Origin of the sequence: Staphylococcus sp. HMSC62D11 (assembly GCF_001839145.1) — a bacterium.
Taxonomy (GTDB): Bacteria; Bacillota; Bacilli; order Staphylococcales; family Staphylococcaceae; genus Staphylococcus; species Staphylococcus lugdunensis.
The window spans coordinates 59,190-75,574 of the sequence record NZ_KV840176.1; the positions used below are offsets into that span (position 1 = coordinate 59,190).

General features: G+C 34.5%; 16 protein-coding genes. 7 read left to right on the plus strand and 9 right to left on the minus strand.

Going from position 1 to position 16,385, the window contains the following annotated elements; genetic code table 11:
• Positions 1–216 precede the first annotated feature (216 nt).
• Positions 217–903 carry a twin-arginine translocase subunit TatC gene (gene tatC / locus HMPREF3267_RS00650; RefSeq protein WP_172952959.1) on the minus strand — a complete coding sequence of 229 codons (687 nt, stop codon included), beginning with the start codon at positions 901–903 and terminating at the stop codon, positions 217–219.
• 10 nt (positions 904–913) lie between these two features.
• Positions 914–1,138 carry a twin-arginine translocase TatA/TatE family subunit gene (gene tatA / locus HMPREF3267_RS00655; RefSeq protein ID WP_002460193.1) on the minus strand — a complete coding sequence of 75 codons (225 nt, stop codon included), beginning with the start codon at positions 1,136–1,138 and terminating at the stop codon, positions 914–916.
• A 143-nt stretch (positions 1,139–1,281) separates the two neighbouring features.
• Between tatA and HMPREF3267_RS00660 the strand changes: the two genes are divergently transcribed.
• Both HMPREF3267_RS00660 and HMPREF3267_RS00665 read left to right on the plus strand, forming a co-directional pair.
• Positions 1,282–1,809 (plus strand): GNAT family N-acetyltransferase, encoded by a 528-nt coding sequence (locus HMPREF3267_RS00660; protein WP_002460192.1) that lies wholly within the window; start codon positions 1,282–1,284, stop codon positions 1,807–1,809.
• A gap of 292 nt (positions 1,810–2,101) precedes the next feature.
• Positions 2,102–2,743 (plus strand): hypothetical protein, encoded by a 642-nt coding sequence (locus HMPREF3267_RS00665; RefSeq protein ID WP_002478761.1) that lies wholly within the window; start codon positions 2,102–2,104, stop codon positions 2,741–2,743.
• A 44-nt stretch (positions 2,744–2,787) separates the two neighbouring features.
• On the opposite strand, the gene HMPREF3267_RS00670 is transcribed toward HMPREF3267_RS00665, so the two are convergent.
• Entirely contained in the window at positions 2,788–4,488 is a 1,701-nt protein-coding gene (locus tag HMPREF3267_RS00670; RefSeq protein WP_062077985.1) for a CDP-glycerol glycerophosphotransferase family protein, read from the minus strand.
• Positions 4,489–4,780: 292 nt separating this feature from the next.
• On the opposite strand from HMPREF3267_RS00670, the gene HMPREF3267_RS00675 reads away from it, so the two are divergent.
• Positions 4,781–6,382, plus strand: coding sequence for an L-lactate permease (locus tag HMPREF3267_RS00675; protein WP_002478763.1), 1,602 nt, complete (start codon positions 4,781–4,783; stop codon positions 6,380–6,382).
• A 207-nt stretch (positions 6,383–6,589) separates the two neighbouring features.
• Here HMPREF3267_RS00675 and HMPREF3267_RS00680 read toward each other — a convergent pair whose 3' ends face one another.
• The gene (locus HMPREF3267_RS00680; protein ID WP_002478764.1) at positions 6,590–7,738 is read right to left on the minus strand and encodes a glycosyltransferase family 4 protein; all 1,149 of its coding nucleotides are present in this window, start codon (positions 7,736–7,738) and stop codon (positions 6,590–6,592) included.
• A 299-nt stretch (positions 7,739–8,037) separates the two neighbouring features.
• Here HMPREF3267_RS00680 and mqo point away from each other — a divergent pair, with 299 nt between their 5' ends.
• Positions 8,038–9,516, plus strand: a complete 1,479-nt coding sequence (gene mqo / locus HMPREF3267_RS00685; RefSeq protein ID WP_002460186.1) for a malate dehydrogenase (quinone) — start codon at positions 8,038–8,040, stop codon at positions 9,514–9,516.
• A gap of 96 nt (positions 9,517–9,612) precedes the next feature.
• Here mqo and HMPREF3267_RS00690 read toward each other — a convergent pair whose 3' ends face one another.
• The 4 genes from HMPREF3267_RS00690 to HMPREF3267_RS00705 form a co-directional block, all read right to left on the minus strand.
• Positions 9,613–10,071, minus strand: coding sequence for a DUF3021 domain-containing protein (locus tag HMPREF3267_RS00690; RefSeq protein ID WP_062077983.1), 459 nt, complete (start codon positions 10,069–10,071; stop codon positions 9,613–9,615).
• A complete protein-coding gene (locus tag HMPREF3267_RS00695; protein WP_002460182.1) occupies positions 10,068–10,508 on the minus strand; it encodes a LytTR family DNA-binding domain-containing protein in 441 nt (146 codons plus the stop codon). Before HMPREF3267_RS00695 ends, HMPREF3267_RS00690 begins: the two co-directional genes overlap by 4 nt.
• 287 nt (positions 10,509–10,795) lie before the next feature.
• Entirely contained in the window at positions 10,796–12,166 is a 1,371-nt protein-coding gene (locus tag HMPREF3267_RS00700) for a sensor histidine kinase (RefSeq protein ID WP_062077981.1), read from the minus strand.
• Positions 12,159–12,833, minus strand: a complete 675-nt coding sequence (locus HMPREF3267_RS00705) for a response regulator transcription factor (protein WP_002460180.1) — start codon at positions 12,831–12,833, stop codon at positions 12,159–12,161. The genes HMPREF3267_RS00700 and HMPREF3267_RS00705 overlap by 8 nt, the downstream gene beginning before the upstream one ends.
• A gap of 130 nt (positions 12,834–12,963) precedes the next feature.
• On the opposite strand from HMPREF3267_RS00705, the gene HMPREF3267_RS00710 reads away from it, so the two are divergent.
• Entirely contained in the window at positions 12,964–14,022 is a 1,059-nt protein-coding gene (locus HMPREF3267_RS00710; protein ID WP_062078791.1) for an ABC transporter permease, read from the plus strand.
• Complete coding sequence (locus HMPREF3267_RS00715) at positions 14,019–14,687, plus strand: ABC transporter ATP-binding protein (RefSeq protein WP_002492256.1); 669 nt, start codon at positions 14,019–14,021, stop codon at positions 14,685–14,687. Before HMPREF3267_RS00710 ends, HMPREF3267_RS00715 begins: the two co-directional genes overlap by 4 nt.
• Positions 14,688–14,777: 90 nt before the next feature.
• Here HMPREF3267_RS00715 and HMPREF3267_RS00720 read toward each other — a convergent pair whose 3' ends face one another.
• Positions 14,778–15,731: a YdcF family protein gene (locus tag HMPREF3267_RS00720; RefSeq protein ID WP_002460176.1), complete on the minus strand. Its 954-nt coding sequence runs from the start codon at positions 15,729–15,731 to the stop codon at positions 14,778–14,780.
• Positions 15,732–15,906: 175 nt separating this feature from the next.
• On the opposite strand from HMPREF3267_RS00720, the gene HMPREF3267_RS00725 reads away from it, so the two are divergent.
• The gene (locus HMPREF3267_RS00725; RefSeq protein ID WP_002460174.1) at positions 15,907–16,368 is read left to right on the plus strand and encodes a MarR family transcriptional regulator TcaR; all 462 of its coding nucleotides are present in this window, start codon (positions 15,907–15,909) and stop codon (positions 16,366–16,368) included.
• The last annotated feature ends 17 nt before the right edge of the window (positions 16,369–16,385 follow it).

Consider the following 16,385-nt stretch of genomic DNA (forward strand, 5'->3'; position numbering starts at 1 on the left):
GGCTATAGTTATAACAGATTAAAGTTTAAAGTACTGGTAGGGTTTCCGCTATATCATTGATATGGTAAGAAACATCATTTAAAGGTATTAAAACTGAAGAGGCTGAAGCTGTTTCCTTAGCCAAAGAGATAATCATACGAAAAGAAGCACAAAGACGATTTTTAAATTCAAATCATCTTTGTGCTAATATTTTGGGATTGTTGTCCCAATCTATTTTTAATTGCTATGTGTGATTTTAGCAATAAACATACTAAATTCAAACAATAGAATGATAGGTAATGTCAATAATAAATTAAGTGTGATATCTGGAGGTGCGATAATACTTGCGGCAATAAAACAACCGAAATAAATATATTTGCGATATTTGCCCAATTGATGTACATCAATTAAATCAAAACGTGCCAGTCCCATAAATAACGTCGGTAACTGAAAGAGGATACCAAAGACAAACAACCAACGAATGAGTTCGCCTAAATATGACTTAAAGCCGATAGTTGGGTCAATATGTAGCATTTCCGATAAATTCAGTGAAAAATTAATAACTAAAGGAAATCCGATATAGAATGCGAATAATACGCCTAGAATAAACAACCCTGCACACCATATACTATAGCGATAAATAAATCGACGTTCATTTTGATGTAATCCTGGCGCAATAAATGCCCATAGTTGATAAAAAACGAATGGCACTATTAGGCATAGTGCCACAAAGAAGATAATCATGACATAAATTTGTATCATTTCAGTAAATGAGAAGGCGTGTAACGTTACATTTGCGCGCTTGATATAGTTGATAAATGGATTTATCCACCAATGTGATGATGCGTATACAATGATGGTAGATACCAAAAATGCAATGATTATCTTGACGAAGCGTCTGCGCAATTCATCAATGTGTTCCAGCAGGGTATAATTACTTAGGTTGCTCTCGTTGTGATTTGGACTCTTTACTGGGAGTATCAAGTGAATGATCTTCATCTAAGTGTTCGGCTGCTGACTTAAATTCTCGTAATGTACTGCCAATAGCTTTACCGAACTGGGGTAATTTCTTAGGACCGAAAATAATTAATGCGATTATACTAATAATAACTAAACTTGTAGGACCGGTAATACCTACTGCAAAAATGTTTGGTAACATAGTTAAAACCTCACTCCAAATGGATTATTCATTTCAATTATAACTTTATACTCATTGATAAAGATTATCAATGATAAATTTGTGTTATCTTAAATTTAATGGTCTTATGTGGGAGAATCTAACCATTTTAAAGGGAGTTGATCATGATGACAAAGGAAACTATCACTGCAGTACAAGCTTCAGAAATTGAAGATTTACAAGCAATTGCGCAACGCACATTTCATGCTACATTTGAAGGGTCTTATTCAGAAGCTGATTTTTCACAATTTTTTGCAGAGAATTACAATTTAGATATTTTAACGACAGAATTTCACAACCCCGAATCATTTCATTACTTTTATAAAGTCAAAGGACAAATTGTGGGATATTTAAAATTAAATATCGATGCTGCCCAAACGGAAGCTAAGGGTCCAGCATATTTAGAAATACAACGCATTTACTTTGATAAAGCATATCAAGGTGGAGGTAGAGGGAAAAAGTTTATTCAACTGGCTCTCAATAAGGCGTTGGAATATCAAAAGACAAAGGTATGGCTAGGCGTATGGGAACATAATCCTCAAGCCTTAGCATTTTATAAGACATGTGGTTTTAAAGTAACTGGACAACATGAATTTAAGACGGGAGATGTCATTGATATCGATTTAATTATGGAACGCAGCGTGGCGGATTAATTTTTAAAGGTTTAGTAGCGTCTAGTGCATCATCATATTTAAAGCTATGAACTAAATATTGGCAGTAGTTGACAGCATTGAAAATACGTTGATACCAAGCTGTTTTTCAATTCTAGTCAATTGTGCCGGAACGGGACTACAAATTCATAATGAATTCTGTCACTTTCTTTAATTTGTACGAAATTTGTAAATAAAAAACTTAAAAATTAACATAAAATTAGTATTTTTAATGTATAGTATAAGTATCAAGCATGTCATAATGCTTAGACGATAAGATAATGGAGGAGTTATAATGAAAAGATTATTAGCAAGTATATTGATTCTATCTTTATCTTTAGCGGCCTGTTCGCATGATGATGGCAACAGTAATAAGGAAGATACTAACAAATCAGAACAACATGATAGCCAAAAAACAGATAAAAACAAACAAAAAGATAAGAAAGATAAGAAATCAAATGTTCAAAAAGATGACGATGAGCAAGCAACGAATGACTCAAAAGACAACAGCTCAGAGAAAAACAGCAACAAGCAAAATAATGCTTCTCAATCGCAGTCTGGTGCTCAACAAGGTCAAGCAACAAATCAGAACAACCAAGCTAATAATAACAAAGGACAATCTCATTATGTTAAGCCATATCAAAGTCCCAATGCAGCTTATGTCTCAAGACAGCTAACAATATTTAACGGTAATGAAAATACAGCTTTAAAACAATTGCCTAACTTCAAAAACGCTTTAACAAAAGCGAATCAAGAAGTAAATAAAATTCACCAAATGCAATGTCAATATAATGATTATGCCATTCAATCTCATAATGGACGCTATGAGTATCTGTTTAGTTTTAAAAATCCTAAACAACAAGGAACTTATACCATTGTATCAGTGAATGGACAAGGTCAACCAAGTATTATTGAACCAGCATATCAACCTAAATAACAGATTACAGCCGACGTTAATAAGAGCGTCGGCTGTAATCTTTTTTAGTTATCAGCGTGTTTCTTATGGAGTTCTTTTAAAATCACGTCCGTAATCTCTGCTAATGCATGATTTGATTTATTGACAAAAGGATGATTGATGGATGGAATGCGCTGTTCAATTAAATCCTCATGTAACAATGCCTCGTCTTTATACCATACGGGTCGAAGTGCGGACAAGACATGTTCATAAATACCACGTTCTTGTTGGTACGTTTCGTGTTGTGGTGTAAATAGACATACCTTTTTATCTATGGTCAATGCGTCAAAGATGATAGAGGAATAATCTGTAACAATGATATCGGCGATTAATATTAAATCTTGTGTCTCAATATCTTTAGGCGCACGAATCACACGCTCTGGTAAACTGTAATCTTGTTGTGCTTCAACATGACCTTTGAATATAATATGGTACTGTTGCAATAAATCATCTGTAATTGTCAAATGTTGTTGTACCGTGTCTTTATGCCATGTTGGCGCATATAGAAGTACAGGCTTATCATCAGTGATATGAAGTTTCTTGCTGATGTGTTTGACTTGGGCACGGTCATGACGATGCTGTAGTAAATAGTCTACACGTGGATAACCCACAGGCAAGACGTTAGTCTCTTGATTTGGAAAAGCTGAATTGAAATATGGTACTACAGATGTGGCATCAACGACAAGATAATCTTGTTGAAGCCATTTATTATATTTACGTGCACGATAATTATAGATATTGCTATTTTCATATGGTTCAGCACTATCTAAAAATAAGCGTTTAATGGGTGAACCGTGCCAGAGTTGGATAATTGTACCATTTGGATGATATGTATCTGGCATATAACTTTCAATCACCACAACTTTGGCACTTTCAATCAGTTCTTGTTTGTTTTCTGCAGAAGTAGAAATAAAATTTGGACCTTTACGTTCATCTGTAATGAAATACGTATCCACCATAGGATTGCGCTTTATAAAATGATTGAATAAGTATTTTGAATTACCACGATAACCATGATCAAAGCCTAAGAAAACAACGTGATCTTTAACCTTTGATGTATCCTTTTGATAAAGATAGCTTAGTTTTTTGTGATTATTGACAGCATGTTGGTGCATCATGTTATATAGCCATTTAGGTAATTTGAATTTTGTCGTTACTAACCAGCTATCGGCAAAGCGCATTTTACTACTATCATCTTTATATTGCGGTTGTGGGAACGGGATAGCTTGGTATTGCTGATACGCTAATTTGTTTAATTCAAAATAATTCGTTGAGTTAATTTGCTGATCAGCTAACCAAGTCCAAAATGTCTCGCTTGCCTGTATTGGTTGAGTAAAATCATATGCCACGTGACCATCGACTACGACATCATCAAATAATAATGTCATAAGCGCTAAGTCAAAAATGTTATGAACGACATCCGTGGATAAATGATGCAAAGCGGTTGGAATATGGTAAACAAGGTTAGGATAATGATTAATATTTTGTGACCATGTTTTAAAGTCAACTTGAGCTTGACCAAAATATCGACAATCATTTAAATATTCTCCGTTGATTGTATAATCAACGACGATTGGATGAGGGTGTAAAGTGACAGACTTCAGCATGTCTTGGTGAATTTTAATTTCGTTCGCATAAGGAGCAAAGTGCGTATAGCCGTCAGCTAATGCACTTTCTAGTTGACTCGTTAATTGTTCCATATGAGAAATGTTAATTTGTTTCAGCATGATTTAACCTTCTATCTGTTAGCGATTTTCATTTATTTTACCATGTCAGATTAGATAATTCACTGATATGCGGCTTACAATCCAATAAAACGATAGTTACATATTTCTCGTAAAAAATACAATGCTAATTTTTGGTTTTAAATGCTTATTTTTGTATAGAATTCATTAGAAATAGTATTGTATTATAGGTATAAAGGTGTTATATTTTTATTGTGAAAAACTTCACAAAGGCTAACTGATGAATGCACACGTTGTGTTCATTGTAAATAAACTACAGAAAGAGGAGTCATGTATGTTAGTTCAATCTTTTAATCCTTTTGATAACTTATTGTTATCAAGCATTGTTGCAGCTATTCCAATTATCTTATTCTTATTATGTCTTACAGTTTTTAAAATGAAAGGGATTTATGCTGCAATCACTACTTTAGTTGTCACTTTGCTTATCGCCATTCCATTCTTTAAACTTCCTGGTGGCATTGCTACTGGTGCCGTAGTAGAAGGTTTCTACCAAGGTATTATTCCAATTGGCTATATTGTAATGATGGCCGTGTTACTTTATAAAATTACACAAGAATCTGGTCAATTCCAAACAATTCAAGATAGCATTACAAGCATTTCACAAGACCAACGTATTCAATTATTATTGATTGGTTTTTCATTTAATGCCTTTTTAGAAGGGGCAGCAGGCTTTGGTGTACCAATTGCAATTTGTGCCTTATTACTTACTCAATTAGGTTTCAGACCTTTACAAGCTGCGATGTTGTGTTTGGTAGCCAATGCAGCGTCTGGTGCATTTGGTGCCATCGGAATTCCAGTAGGTATTGTTGATACATTACACTTGCCTGGACATGTTACAGCTATGGGTGTATCTCAAACATCTACGTTAACTTTAGCCATCATTAACTTCTTTATTCCATTCTTATTAATTGCAATTATCGATGGCTTCAAAGGTATTAAAGAAACTTTACCAGCTATATTAGTAGTATCTATTACGTATACAGTCTTACAAGGTTTACTTACTGTATTCAACGGTCCAGAATTAGCTGACATTGTACCACCATTAGCATCAATGGGGGCATTAGCTTTATTCTCTAGAAAATTCCAACCTAAAAATATCTTTAGAGTTCAAAAAGATGTTAAACCTGAACCAACAAAACATCTTACAGCAAAACAAGTATTATATGCTTGGAGTCCTTTCATTATCTTAACTGTGATTGTGATGGTTTGGAGTTCACCTTCATTTAAAGGATTATTCTTGCCAAAAGGTAAACTCTCATCACTCGTGTTAAACTTCAGTTTACCTGGTACGTTTAGTGATATTGCACACAAACCAATCATGTTATCATTTAACTTCATTGGACAAACTGGTACCGCTATTTTAATCACTATTCTGATTACTGTGTTAATGGCTAAAAAAGTTAGCTTTGGTGATGCTGGTCGATTATTTGGTGTAACGTTTAAAGAACTTTGGTTACCTATTTTAACTATATGTTTCATCTTAGCCATTTCTAAAATCACAACATACGGTGGTTTAAGTAGTGCCATGGGTCAAGGTATTGCAAAAGCAGGTAATGTCTTCCCAGTATTATCTCCAATTCTAGGATGGATTGGTGTATTTATGACTGGTTCAGTTGTAAACAACAACTCGCTATTTGCTCCAATTCAAGCATCTGTAGCACAACAAATTGGCACAAGTGGTTCACTCTTAGTTGCTTCAAATACAGTTGGTGGGGTAGCTGCAAAATTGATTTCTCCTCAATCAATAGCTATTGCTACAGCTGCTGTTAAACAAGTTGGTAAAGAATCTGACTTATTAAAAATGACACTTAAATATAGTATTGGATTATTAATCTTCGTATGTATTTGGACATTCATACTTTCATTAATATTCTAGAAAAGAACTTAATAAATCAGTACTTAATCGTTTCTCTGTAAACGATTAAGTACGGCAACCATGACGGAACGGGACAACGAATTCATTGTGAATTCGCTGTCCCGCTCTCATTTTCTTTGATTATATACAGAATCCATTTTGCTAGTTAATATGATTGCATCTATATATGAATATTTACGCTGTCATAAGCTGTCCTTCAAATACAACTTATCCTTTGAAAATAGCCATAAACGCAGCATACACATGGTCAGCAGTATATTGCTTTAACGTTTGTTGGCCTGCTTCAATCATTGGGGTTAATTTTGTGTAATATTGTGTCGCAATATCAATGTATTTAGCCAATGATCCGGCATCTCCGTAGTCTGCCAAATAACCATTGGTTCCGGCATTGATAATATAAGATGGTCCTAAAGTGTCTTTAAAGCTAATCACAATATTATGCTGTGCCATGGCTTCAAGAATAACCATGCCAAAGCCCTCATTTCTTGATGGGACGACAGTTATTTTACTACGTGATAGTTTCTTATCTAAGTCTTTTGTGGCAGGAAACAATTTTATAATATCATTTAGGTTATACTGTTCTATCATATTGATTAATGCTGCCTTTTCTTTTCCTTCACCGTAGATGTGGATTTGATAACGAATTTGGCGCAAATCATCTTGTATGCGACGTGCAGCTTCTATGAGTAAGTCATATCCTTTTTCATAGTCTAAGCGACCAGCGCTAATAATGATGTTTTGTTTTTGGGCTCCAATGAAACGATGATTAATAATATTAGGAACTATGTAAACTGGCGTTTGGATGCGTTGTTGATAGGCGAATTGATCACTATCAGTTAATGTTGTTACGGCATCTAAACCTTGATAAGCACGTATTATTTGGTGCTGATAACGTGTTGGATGTGCGTCGAAGTTCATATGTTCCATTCCAATAGTAAAGACATCTTTAGGAGCGAATTGTGCCACGAGTATGTTATAACTGGCACGTGTTCCGACTAATACATCAGTTGCGGTTTGCTTAATGCTGGCAATGATTTTCTTTTCAATAAAACTAGATAATTGAGTAAGTCCTGGTTCATATTTAGATATTTTTTTAGGCTTTAGTAATGGCGTGAATTTACGGATACGATTTGCGATAATACCACTTATATTTTGTGGTTTGAGACGATAATCGACAAGGTCTATCACCTTAATGTTATTGTTCAACGCAAAATAAGGTGTGTCGGCTGCACGCAGAACTGAGACAATCGTAACGTCATGGCCGCGCTCTGCTAAAGTATTTGCCAATTGAGAAACTGCTTTAACTGTGCCACCTAAGGCATAAATATTGTGCATTAAAAAAGTAAAAGACTTCATAAAAATTGCCCTCTTTAGTGAAATAGTTTATAAAAATTATATCATGTCTAAACATATGCTGGAAATAACTTAGCAAGCACAATGCACAAAATATTATGAATAATTGAAAATATTTGAACAAATATACTTGTTTAAGCTTTTTTCATAGTTCATTTATGTATATAATTGAGTTAGTCATTATAATTAAGAAAAAGCACCTAAATAAGGTGAATTTTTTAACATTAATTAAGAAAGCGCTTTAAAACAAGCGTTTGTTTGTCAGTCTTAGTTGTGAAACGATAAAGGGGGAAGTGTTTGTTATGAATCAAGCACCTAGCAAGACAGATGTTATCTTAATTGGTGGAGGAATTATGAGTGCGACATTAGGTACGCTTATTACCGAGCTCTCACCAGATAAAGACGTTAAATTATTTGAGAAGTTAGCACAACCGGGGGAAGAAAGTTCAAATGTATGGAATAATGCTGGCACAGGGCACTCAGCATTATGTGAACTGAATTATACGAAAGAAGGACAAAACGGCGACATTGATTGTACGAAAGCAATCAAGATTAACGAACAGTTTCAAATATCTAAACAGTTTTGGGCTTACCTTGTGCGTACTGGCCATTTAACAGAGCCAGGAGACTTCATTCAAGCTGTACCACATATGAGCTTTGTCAAAGGCGTGAATAATGTGAGGTTTTTGAAAAATCGTGTTAAAGCGCTACAGAAGAACGTATTATTTGAAAAAATGGTTTATACAGAAGACAAAGAAAAAATTACCGAATGGGTACCGTTAATGATGGCAGGAAGAACATCTCATGTGCCTATTGCCTTAACACGAGATGAAACAGGTACGGATGTGAATTTTGGTACATTAACTAAGAAGTTGATTGCACAGTTGAAAACAAAAGATGTGGATGTTCATTATCAGCATGAAGTTCAAGATTTAGCACAATTAGATAATGGGGCTTGGCTGGTGACTATTAAAGATTTAGCAACAAATCATATTACAACGTATGAGTCACGTTTTGTCTTTATAGGCGCAGGTGGTGCCAGCTTGCCATTATTACAAAAGACTGGAATTAAGGCTTCTAAACATATAGGTGGCTTTCCAGTAAGTGGTCTCTTCTTAAGATGTACCAATCCAGATGTCATTCAACAGCATCATGCCAAAGTGTATGGTAAGGCAGAGATTGGTGCGCCACCTATGTCAGTACCTCATTTAGACACGCGTTTTGTTAATGGAGAACGCGCGCTATTATTTGGCCCATTTGCTGGATTTTCACCTAAATTTTTAAAAACAGGGTCAAATTTGGATTTAATTAAATCAGTTAAACCTAATAACTTAGTCACGATGTTATCAGCTGGTATTAAAGAAATAGGGTTAACAAAGTATTTAGTTTCGCAGTTAATGTTATCAAATGAAGCTCGTATGAATGATTTACGTGTCTTTGTACCGAATGCGCAAGACGAAGACTGGGAAGTCATTACGGCTGGGCAACGTGTACAAGTGATTAAAGATACTGAACAAAGTAAAGGAAATTTACAGTTTGGGACAGAAGTGATTACAAGTGATGATGGCACGTTAGCAGCATTACTTGGTGCATCTCCAGGGGCATCTACTGCAGTTGATATCATGTTTGATGTATTACAACGTTGCTATAGAGATGAGTTTGAAGATTGGATGCCTAAAATAAAAGAAATGGTACCATCATTTGGCTTAAAGTTATCAGAGCATGAAGATGTTTATCATGCAGTAAATAAAGAAATACAAAAACACCTGCATGTGCAATAATATAACCAAATAGGCTAGGACATCAATATCTTTGACAAGATGAAGCAGGCAATTTCCATTGAAACTTAATAGAAATTGCCTGCTTCATTATTTTTATTATTTCAAACGTTGTTGAAGCTGCTGATTGATTTCATTGACGTAACGTCTGTTTTTCAAAAATGATACGACCCAGATGATCATATAGATGATGATAAAGATAATCGTAAATTTAGTAATGTGTGATAAATCTAGGTTGAACCAGCCTGCAAATGTAGCTAAAGGGAGGAACCCAAGATAGCTACAGACGAAATGTGATGCTGTGGCAGTAGTAATACTCCAATCGGTATGCGTGAAAATAAAGTTTGTTGCAAAAAATACCATGCCGATCAGCAGCCAAATAATAATAGATAACAACATGACAGTAGGTCCATTGAAGTGTTGATAATAAAGCTGTCCGAATGTTGAATCTGGTGCTAACGGATAGTAGTGTTCACCATTTGACATCATGCTAAATATGATGGATAGTGATAGGCCAATAATAAGACTAATAAATAAGCTTTTAGAAAGTGATGTCATATTGATAATCGCTCCTTGATAGATTTTAAATAGCGCCGTGAAGAATAGGTATAATCACAGCCTTCTAAATACATGCGGATTAAGCCGTTGGGTTCTAATTGTAGTTTTATAATTTTATCGATATTCACAATTTCTGATTTTGAAATTCTGATAAAGTTTGAGGTTAACATGTTTTCTAGCTGATATAATCGTTCTTTCACAACATATGTTGTATGGTCTTTAACTGCTGTTACCGTTTTATGCTGAGTGCGAAATGTGGTGATATCTGTGATAGCCAGACGATAGATATCTTCATCATGACGAGCAGTGAGATATTTTGGTTGTGATAATTGGTTCACTGTGTCAATAACAGTTTGAGTGTCGTTATCTAATATAGGCGAATGCACAGCCACATATTGTTCAGTTTCCTTTGGACTAATAAATAATTTTAATTTCATGGCGACTCCTTTCTTTAGCTCTATTTAAGCATGAAATCATATTTGAAGAAATAGCTTATCGCTATGTGGTTATGATTCAGTGATAAGCGGTAAAATAGGGCTGATGATATATATTTAGGCACTATAAAATCACTTGAATCTGAAATATATTACATCATGCTTTAAAAATAAAAATGATACTTTCTATGGAAATAAAACTAGAAAGTACCATTTTTATTGTTTAACTAATATATGTTGCTAGCAGCAATTTTATTTTTAAAATATAACAATTGATCATAGAACATTGCTTACGGTTTGAAAGGGAGTATGACTGTAAATTGTGTTCCAATAAGATTGTTACTCTCTACTTCAATGTGACCATGGTGAAGCTGAACAATTGCTTGAGTAATTGATAATCCCAGTCCATTACTTGTGTCATTTGAATTTACTTTATAGAAGCGGTCGAAGATGTGCAACTGTGCTTCTTTAGTCATCGGCTGACCATCATTTTGTATCGTAAAATGAACGTGATTGTTTCGATGTTGAAGTTTGATATTAATTGCACCTTCATTATTAGTATATTTGATCGCATTGCGCAGTAAATTTTCAAAGGCTTGATGCAATAATCGCTCATTACCTAACAGGCTTGAAGGTAGTAATTCAGCGTATACGATAATATTTTTACGTTCAATTAAATATTGTTCATGGCGAATCAAGTCTTGGAGTAATAGATCTAACTGTATCGTTGAATTCAATTGAATATGACTTGCATTGTCAAGTTCTGAAAGTATTAACAACTCTCTAGTTAAGTCACTTAAGCGTGAAGTTATGGTGAATAAATCATTGATAATTGTTTGTTGTGTCGCTTTATCGTCGCTTGCTTGTAGTTGTGTTAATGCGTGATGAATGTGAGTTAAAGGTGTCTTCATCTCATGAGAGACATTTTGCACGAAGTGTTGACGCATCGCATCAACTTGCTTTAGTGATTGTCGCATCGTATCGAAACGATATTGCAAAATGCCAATTTCATCTGTTCGCGTTTGTTTAATAGGTGTATCAAAATCACCATGCATCAGTCGCTCTGTGGCATATTTTAATGACTGTATAGGTTTAATAATGGCGTATGTTGAAGCGATAATGAGTGAAATTGAAATGATGAGCAACAAAATGATCAGAAGTGCTAAAAAGATTCTAAATTCACTAAATGTTTGTCCAATGTCAGGACGCATAAATACTGCAACATATCCCTCTGAACTTTTAAATCTTACACCGACTGTATTATCTGTTTCATTGTCAAAAAAGCCTGTGACTAACAATTGAAAAGGCTGTTTCGCAATACCATGATAATCATGACCTTGTAGTACACGTTGAATATTGGTTGCTGAGAGGGTATCTTTGCGAAAATCGGCACCATAAAAATGTTTATGACCGTATTTGTCCACCGTCATAATTTGATAATTCATATCAGCGAGATGCTTGAAAAATGATGATGAAACTTGATGTTGTTGTGCAGCATCAAATTGTCTTGCATTCTTTAACGTTGTCATAATTTTTTGGTCATTTTTAGGCTTTAAATTGAAATGATAGTAGACATTTGATATGAAAAAGCTAAGGATGGCACTTAGTAAAATAACGGTAATGGTATAGATGGCGATTCTTGAATATAAAGATTTAAACATGGGCTTCCACCTTGTATCCTTGGCCACGGACGGTTGTGATTGTCACATTGGCTGCTAATTTTGATAAGCGTTGTCTCAAGCGTTTGATATGGACGTCTAAAGTTCGCTCATCTCCCTCATAATCAAATCCCCACACCTTTTCAATAAGCGTATCTCGTAAAAACACTTGTTTAGGATGACTCGTGAGCATATATAATAATTGGAATTCCTTTTTGGGTAAAGTCATCGTCTTATGATCTACTTGTACTTCCATGTAATTATCATTTAATGTCAGGTTGCCTAGTTGTATAATGTGTTCAGCATTGATTTGATAGCGGCGAAGTACAGCTTTAATTCGAAAAATAAGTTCCTTAATTTCAAACGGCTTCGTGACATAGTCATCTGTACCACTTAAAAAAGCGCGCTCTTTATCTGTAAGTGCATCACGTGCCGTTAACATAATGACTGGTAGATCAAAATCAAGTTTTATTTGCTGGCATAATTCAAACCCGTCCATACCAGCCATCATAATATCAACAATCGCGATATCGACAGTTTGCTGTTCTAAAAATTGTAAGGCCGCTGTACCACTCGGTTTAGTATAAGTATGATAGCCCTCATTGTTTAAATGGGAAGCTACATAATCTAAAATCGTTTGATCGTCATCCACAATAAGACAATTAACCACGCTACACGCTCCTTTTTTATTCTTTATTATACGGTGTTAAGTTATTTTGAACAAATGTCATCTAGTTCATATTCAGTTCACATTCCATAGCTATATTCAAACCATCAATTTGAAATGGAAGTGACAGATGATGAAACTTGCTTGGCGAGAAATTACATTTTACAAATTTCGCTATATATTAATTACGCTTATCATTATTTTGTTGGCCAGTATGGTGTTATTTATTACAGGGCTGGCACAAGGATTGGCACGCGAAAATATTTCATTCTTTGAACAACAACATGCACAACATTATGTGATGCAAAAGATGTCACAGCCTCAGTTGGAGAAATCTAATATTTCTGCTCAAGACACATCAAAAGTAAGAACAATATTACAGCAACAACCGACACGTTTAAAGCCACAAGTATTAACTGTTAATCAAGATTCACTTGATGTAATGACGGTTACTACTGATAAGACATTTAAACCACAATTGCAAGCTGGGACCTATCCTAAAAAAGCACACGATATAGCAATCAATAATAAATTGACTGCTAAAGGCATACAGATTGGTGATAAGGTCCATTTTAAAGGTCATTCAACCCACTATCATGTTACAGGTATTTTAGAGAATACGATGTATGCGCATAGCTCAATGTTATGGATGACTCAAGAAGGTTTCGAACAACTGAATAAACAAGCTGCGACTGTGTTCCCAGTGAAAGATTTAAATGAGGAACAACGTTCACAACTTGCAGATGATTCTAAGTTAGAGCTTGTTAAACCAGATACATTGCAAGCAAATATAGCCAGTTATCAGGCAGAACAAGCACCGTTAAATTTAATGGTCATGAGTTTATTTGTCATTACTGCCATTGTGCTAAGTGCGTTCTTTTACGTTATGACGATTCAAAAGATTTCCCAAATTGGTATATTAAAAGCCATTGGTATTAAGACACGTCATTTACTTATAGCACTCATAGGACAAATTATGTTGATTACTTTATTTGGAGTGAGTATTGCGGTTGGTCTGATATGGAGTTTAACATTTGTTATGCCAGTAACAATGCCGTTTTATATTCATTTGACTAACATTTTAGTGATTTTGGGTGGTTTTGTCCTTGTCGCTTTAATCGGTGCGTTATTATCAATGATAAAAGTATTAAAAGTGGATCCTATAGAAGCGATTGGAGGAGATGCATCATGACTTTAAAGGTAGCTAATCTTCGTAAAACATTTGGACAAGGTGAGGCAAAAACACAAGTATTAAAAGGGATAGATTTTGAAATTGCTGACGGTGAGTTCGTTATTTTGAACGGCGCCTCTGGTTCAGGTAAAACTACATTGCTAACAATGCTGGGTGGTTTGTTAACACCAACCGAGGGGACAATTGAAGTGAATGACAAACCATTATTTTCGACACAAAGTCATAATAGTGCATTAAGGTTAACCGATATAGGCTTTATTTTTCAAGCAGCTTATTTAATCCCATATTTAAGTGTCATAGAGCAATTGACATTAGTAGGTAAGGAGGCAGGACAATCTCATAATGATGCCCAACAACGTGCACGTACGTTATTAAGTGATATAGGCTTAGCACATCGGCTGGATGCTTATCCTCATATGCTATCTGGTGGAGAAAAGCAGCGTGTGGCCATTATGCGTGCTTTTATGAATCAACCGAAAATTATTTTAGCAGATGAACCCACAGCAAGTTTAGATGCTAAGCGTGCAGTACAAGTTGTTGATATGATTAAAACACAAATTAAAGGTAACCAAATGATGGGAATAATGATTACCCATGATGAACGCTTATTTGCATATGCTGATAGAGTAATTCAATTATATGACGGTCAAATTGTACCAGGTTAGTCTGAATAGGCTGGGGCATAAATGTTTCTGACATGTTGAAGCAGATCATTTCTATTAAAATTTACATAGAAATGATCTGCTTCTGTATTTTTATAAGTTCAAAAGTATGGCGCTAATAAACAATAATGCAAAGTATAATGTAAGCAACAATTTATATTGATGCATCAAACCAAGGAAATCTCGGATGAGCGAACGTGCTAATAAATGACAGGGTGTTGAACTTCCAATACCTTGAACCGGTAGCCCAAACTTCTGGGCAAAGCGTAAAGCTCTAAGTATATGAAATTGACTTGTTACTACAAGGAGCTTATTTGGTTTAGGTGTCATTGCATCGATAATTGATTTACTATAAAGAAAATTTTCAGCAGTGTTTGTAGAATGTGCTTCCATGATAATAGATTGTTCCGGTACACCGTGTGAAAGAAGATAGCGTTTCATTGCTAATGCTTCAGAAATTGGTTCATCTTTACCTTGACCGCCACTGACAATGATTGTACAGTGTGATTGTTGATTGTATATTGATAGTGCTCGGTTTAAACGACTAGCTAACAAAGGTGTGACAGCTTCAGTAAAAATACCTGCACCTAACACAATAATGCCATCAAAAGTACAATGGTTTGTCATTCTGCCAAAAGCTGATGAGAAACATAAATATAATGCAAATGTTGTTAGCGTACTGATAGCAATAAGACTAAACCATATAAATAAACCGTTGAACACGGGTACATGAATTAGGCTAATATAAGCACAAGCGCAACTAAATAATAAGAGGCGATAAATATATTTCATTAATTCTTGCAATAATTGTCGACCTTGTTGCTGCTTTATAAGATAAAAATGTTTAACAAATAACACAGTAACCAGTACAATAAATAAAGAAAAATAACATAAAACAAAACTTTGTTGCCATAAATTTATTAGTACAAATGAAAAAGCTAAGATAACAGAAATAAAATAGAGACGTAATGATACAAAGGTTTGACTATTAAAGAGCGTAGGTACGATACATATAAAGGTTAAAAAAGCTATACTAATACTTAACATAAAGTAAACCTCATTATATAGATTATGTATTTAATGTAATGGAATTCAAATAACTGCGCAAATATAAAGTTGAAATTTTGTAAATAAATAAGTTTCTTTATAGCCCTATTATTGATAAAATTATTTGAATACATTATTAATTCGGACAAAAGATAGAACATTCAAGGAGCGTATCATGAGTACAATATCAAAAAGTCATATTGATTTTATGAAACAGTTTATCGATGATGTGAACACACTTACAGCTAAATTGTTCAAAGACATTCAAAATGAATACGGTATTTCAGTGGAGCAGTCTAATGTTTTAAGACTATTAAGCAATCATCAGGCATTGACCATTACTGAAATCACAGAAAAACAAGGCGTAAATAAAGCTGCTGTTAGTCGACGCATAAAAAAATTAATCGATGCTAAGCTGGTTTGTCTTGAAAAGCCCAATAGTCATATTGATCAACGCTTAAAATATATCAAATTATCAACAAAAGGACAGCAATATATTGATGAGAGTAAAAATATACTTAGTCGAATTGCCAATGACATGGTCAAAGATTTTTCAAGTAACGAGATTGAACAAGCACTCAACGTGTTGTGCATCATTGACTCAAGAATAAAACAATTCAACAAGCAATTTGATTAAATATAAGATTATGATTA

What these genes read in the sequence shown, in the direction of transcription:
- HMPREF3267_RS00720 (WP_002460176.1), bottom strand. Translation starts at nt 15,731, where the DNA reads ATGTTAAGTATTAGTATAGCTTTTTTAACCTTTATATGTATCGTACCT.
- HMPREF3267_RS00700 (WP_062077981.1), bottom strand. Translation starts at nt 12,166, where the DNA reads ATGTTTAAATCTTTATATTCAAGAATCGCCATCTATACCATTACCGTT.
- HMPREF3267_RS00690 (WP_062077983.1), bottom strand. Translation starts at nt 10,071, where the DNA reads ATGACATCACTTTCTAAAAGCTTATTTATTAGTCTTATTATTGGCCTA.
- HMPREF3267_RS00680 (WP_002478764.1), bottom strand. Translation starts at nt 7,738, where the DNA reads ATGAAGTCTTTTACTTTTTTAATGCACAATATTTATGCCTTAGGTGGC.
- HMPREF3267_RS00710 (WP_062078791.1), top strand. Translation starts at nt 12,964, where the DNA reads ATGAAACTTGCTTGGCGAGAAATTACATTTTACAAATTTCGCTATATA.
- HMPREF3267_RS00675 (WP_002478763.1), top strand. Translation starts at nt 4,781, where the DNA reads ATGTTAGTTCAATCTTTTAATCCTTTTGATAACTTATTGTTATCAAGC.
- HMPREF3267_RS00665 (WP_002478761.1), top strand. Translation starts at nt 2,102, where the DNA reads ATGAAAAGATTATTAGCAAGTATATTGATTCTATCTTTATCTTTAGCG.
- HMPREF3267_RS00695 (WP_002460182.1), bottom strand. Translation starts at nt 10,508, where the DNA reads ATGAAATTAAAATTATTTATTAGTCCAAAGGAAACTGAACAATATGTG.
- mqo (WP_002460186.1), top strand. Translation starts at nt 8,038, where the DNA reads ATGAATCAAGCACCTAGCAAGACAGATGTTATCTTAATTGGTGGAGGA.
- HMPREF3267_RS00725 (WP_002460174.1), top strand. Translation starts at nt 15,907, where the DNA reads ATGAGTACAATATCAAAAAGTCATATTGATTTTATGAAACAGTTTATC.
- HMPREF3267_RS00715 (WP_002492256.1), top strand. Translation starts at nt 14,019, where the DNA reads ATGACTTTAAAGGTAGCTAATCTTCGTAAAACATTTGGACAAGGTGAG.
- HMPREF3267_RS00670 (WP_062077985.1), bottom strand. Translation starts at nt 4,488, where the DNA reads ATGCTGAAACAAATTAACATTTCTCATATGGAACAATTAACGAGTCAA.
- HMPREF3267_RS00660 (WP_002460192.1), top strand. Translation starts at nt 1,282, where the DNA reads ATGATGACAAAGGAAACTATCACTGCAGTACAAGCTTCAGAAATTGAA.
- tatA (WP_002460193.1), bottom strand. Translation starts at nt 1,138, where the DNA reads ATGTTACCAAACATTTTTGCAGTAGGTATTACCGGTCCTACAAGTTTA.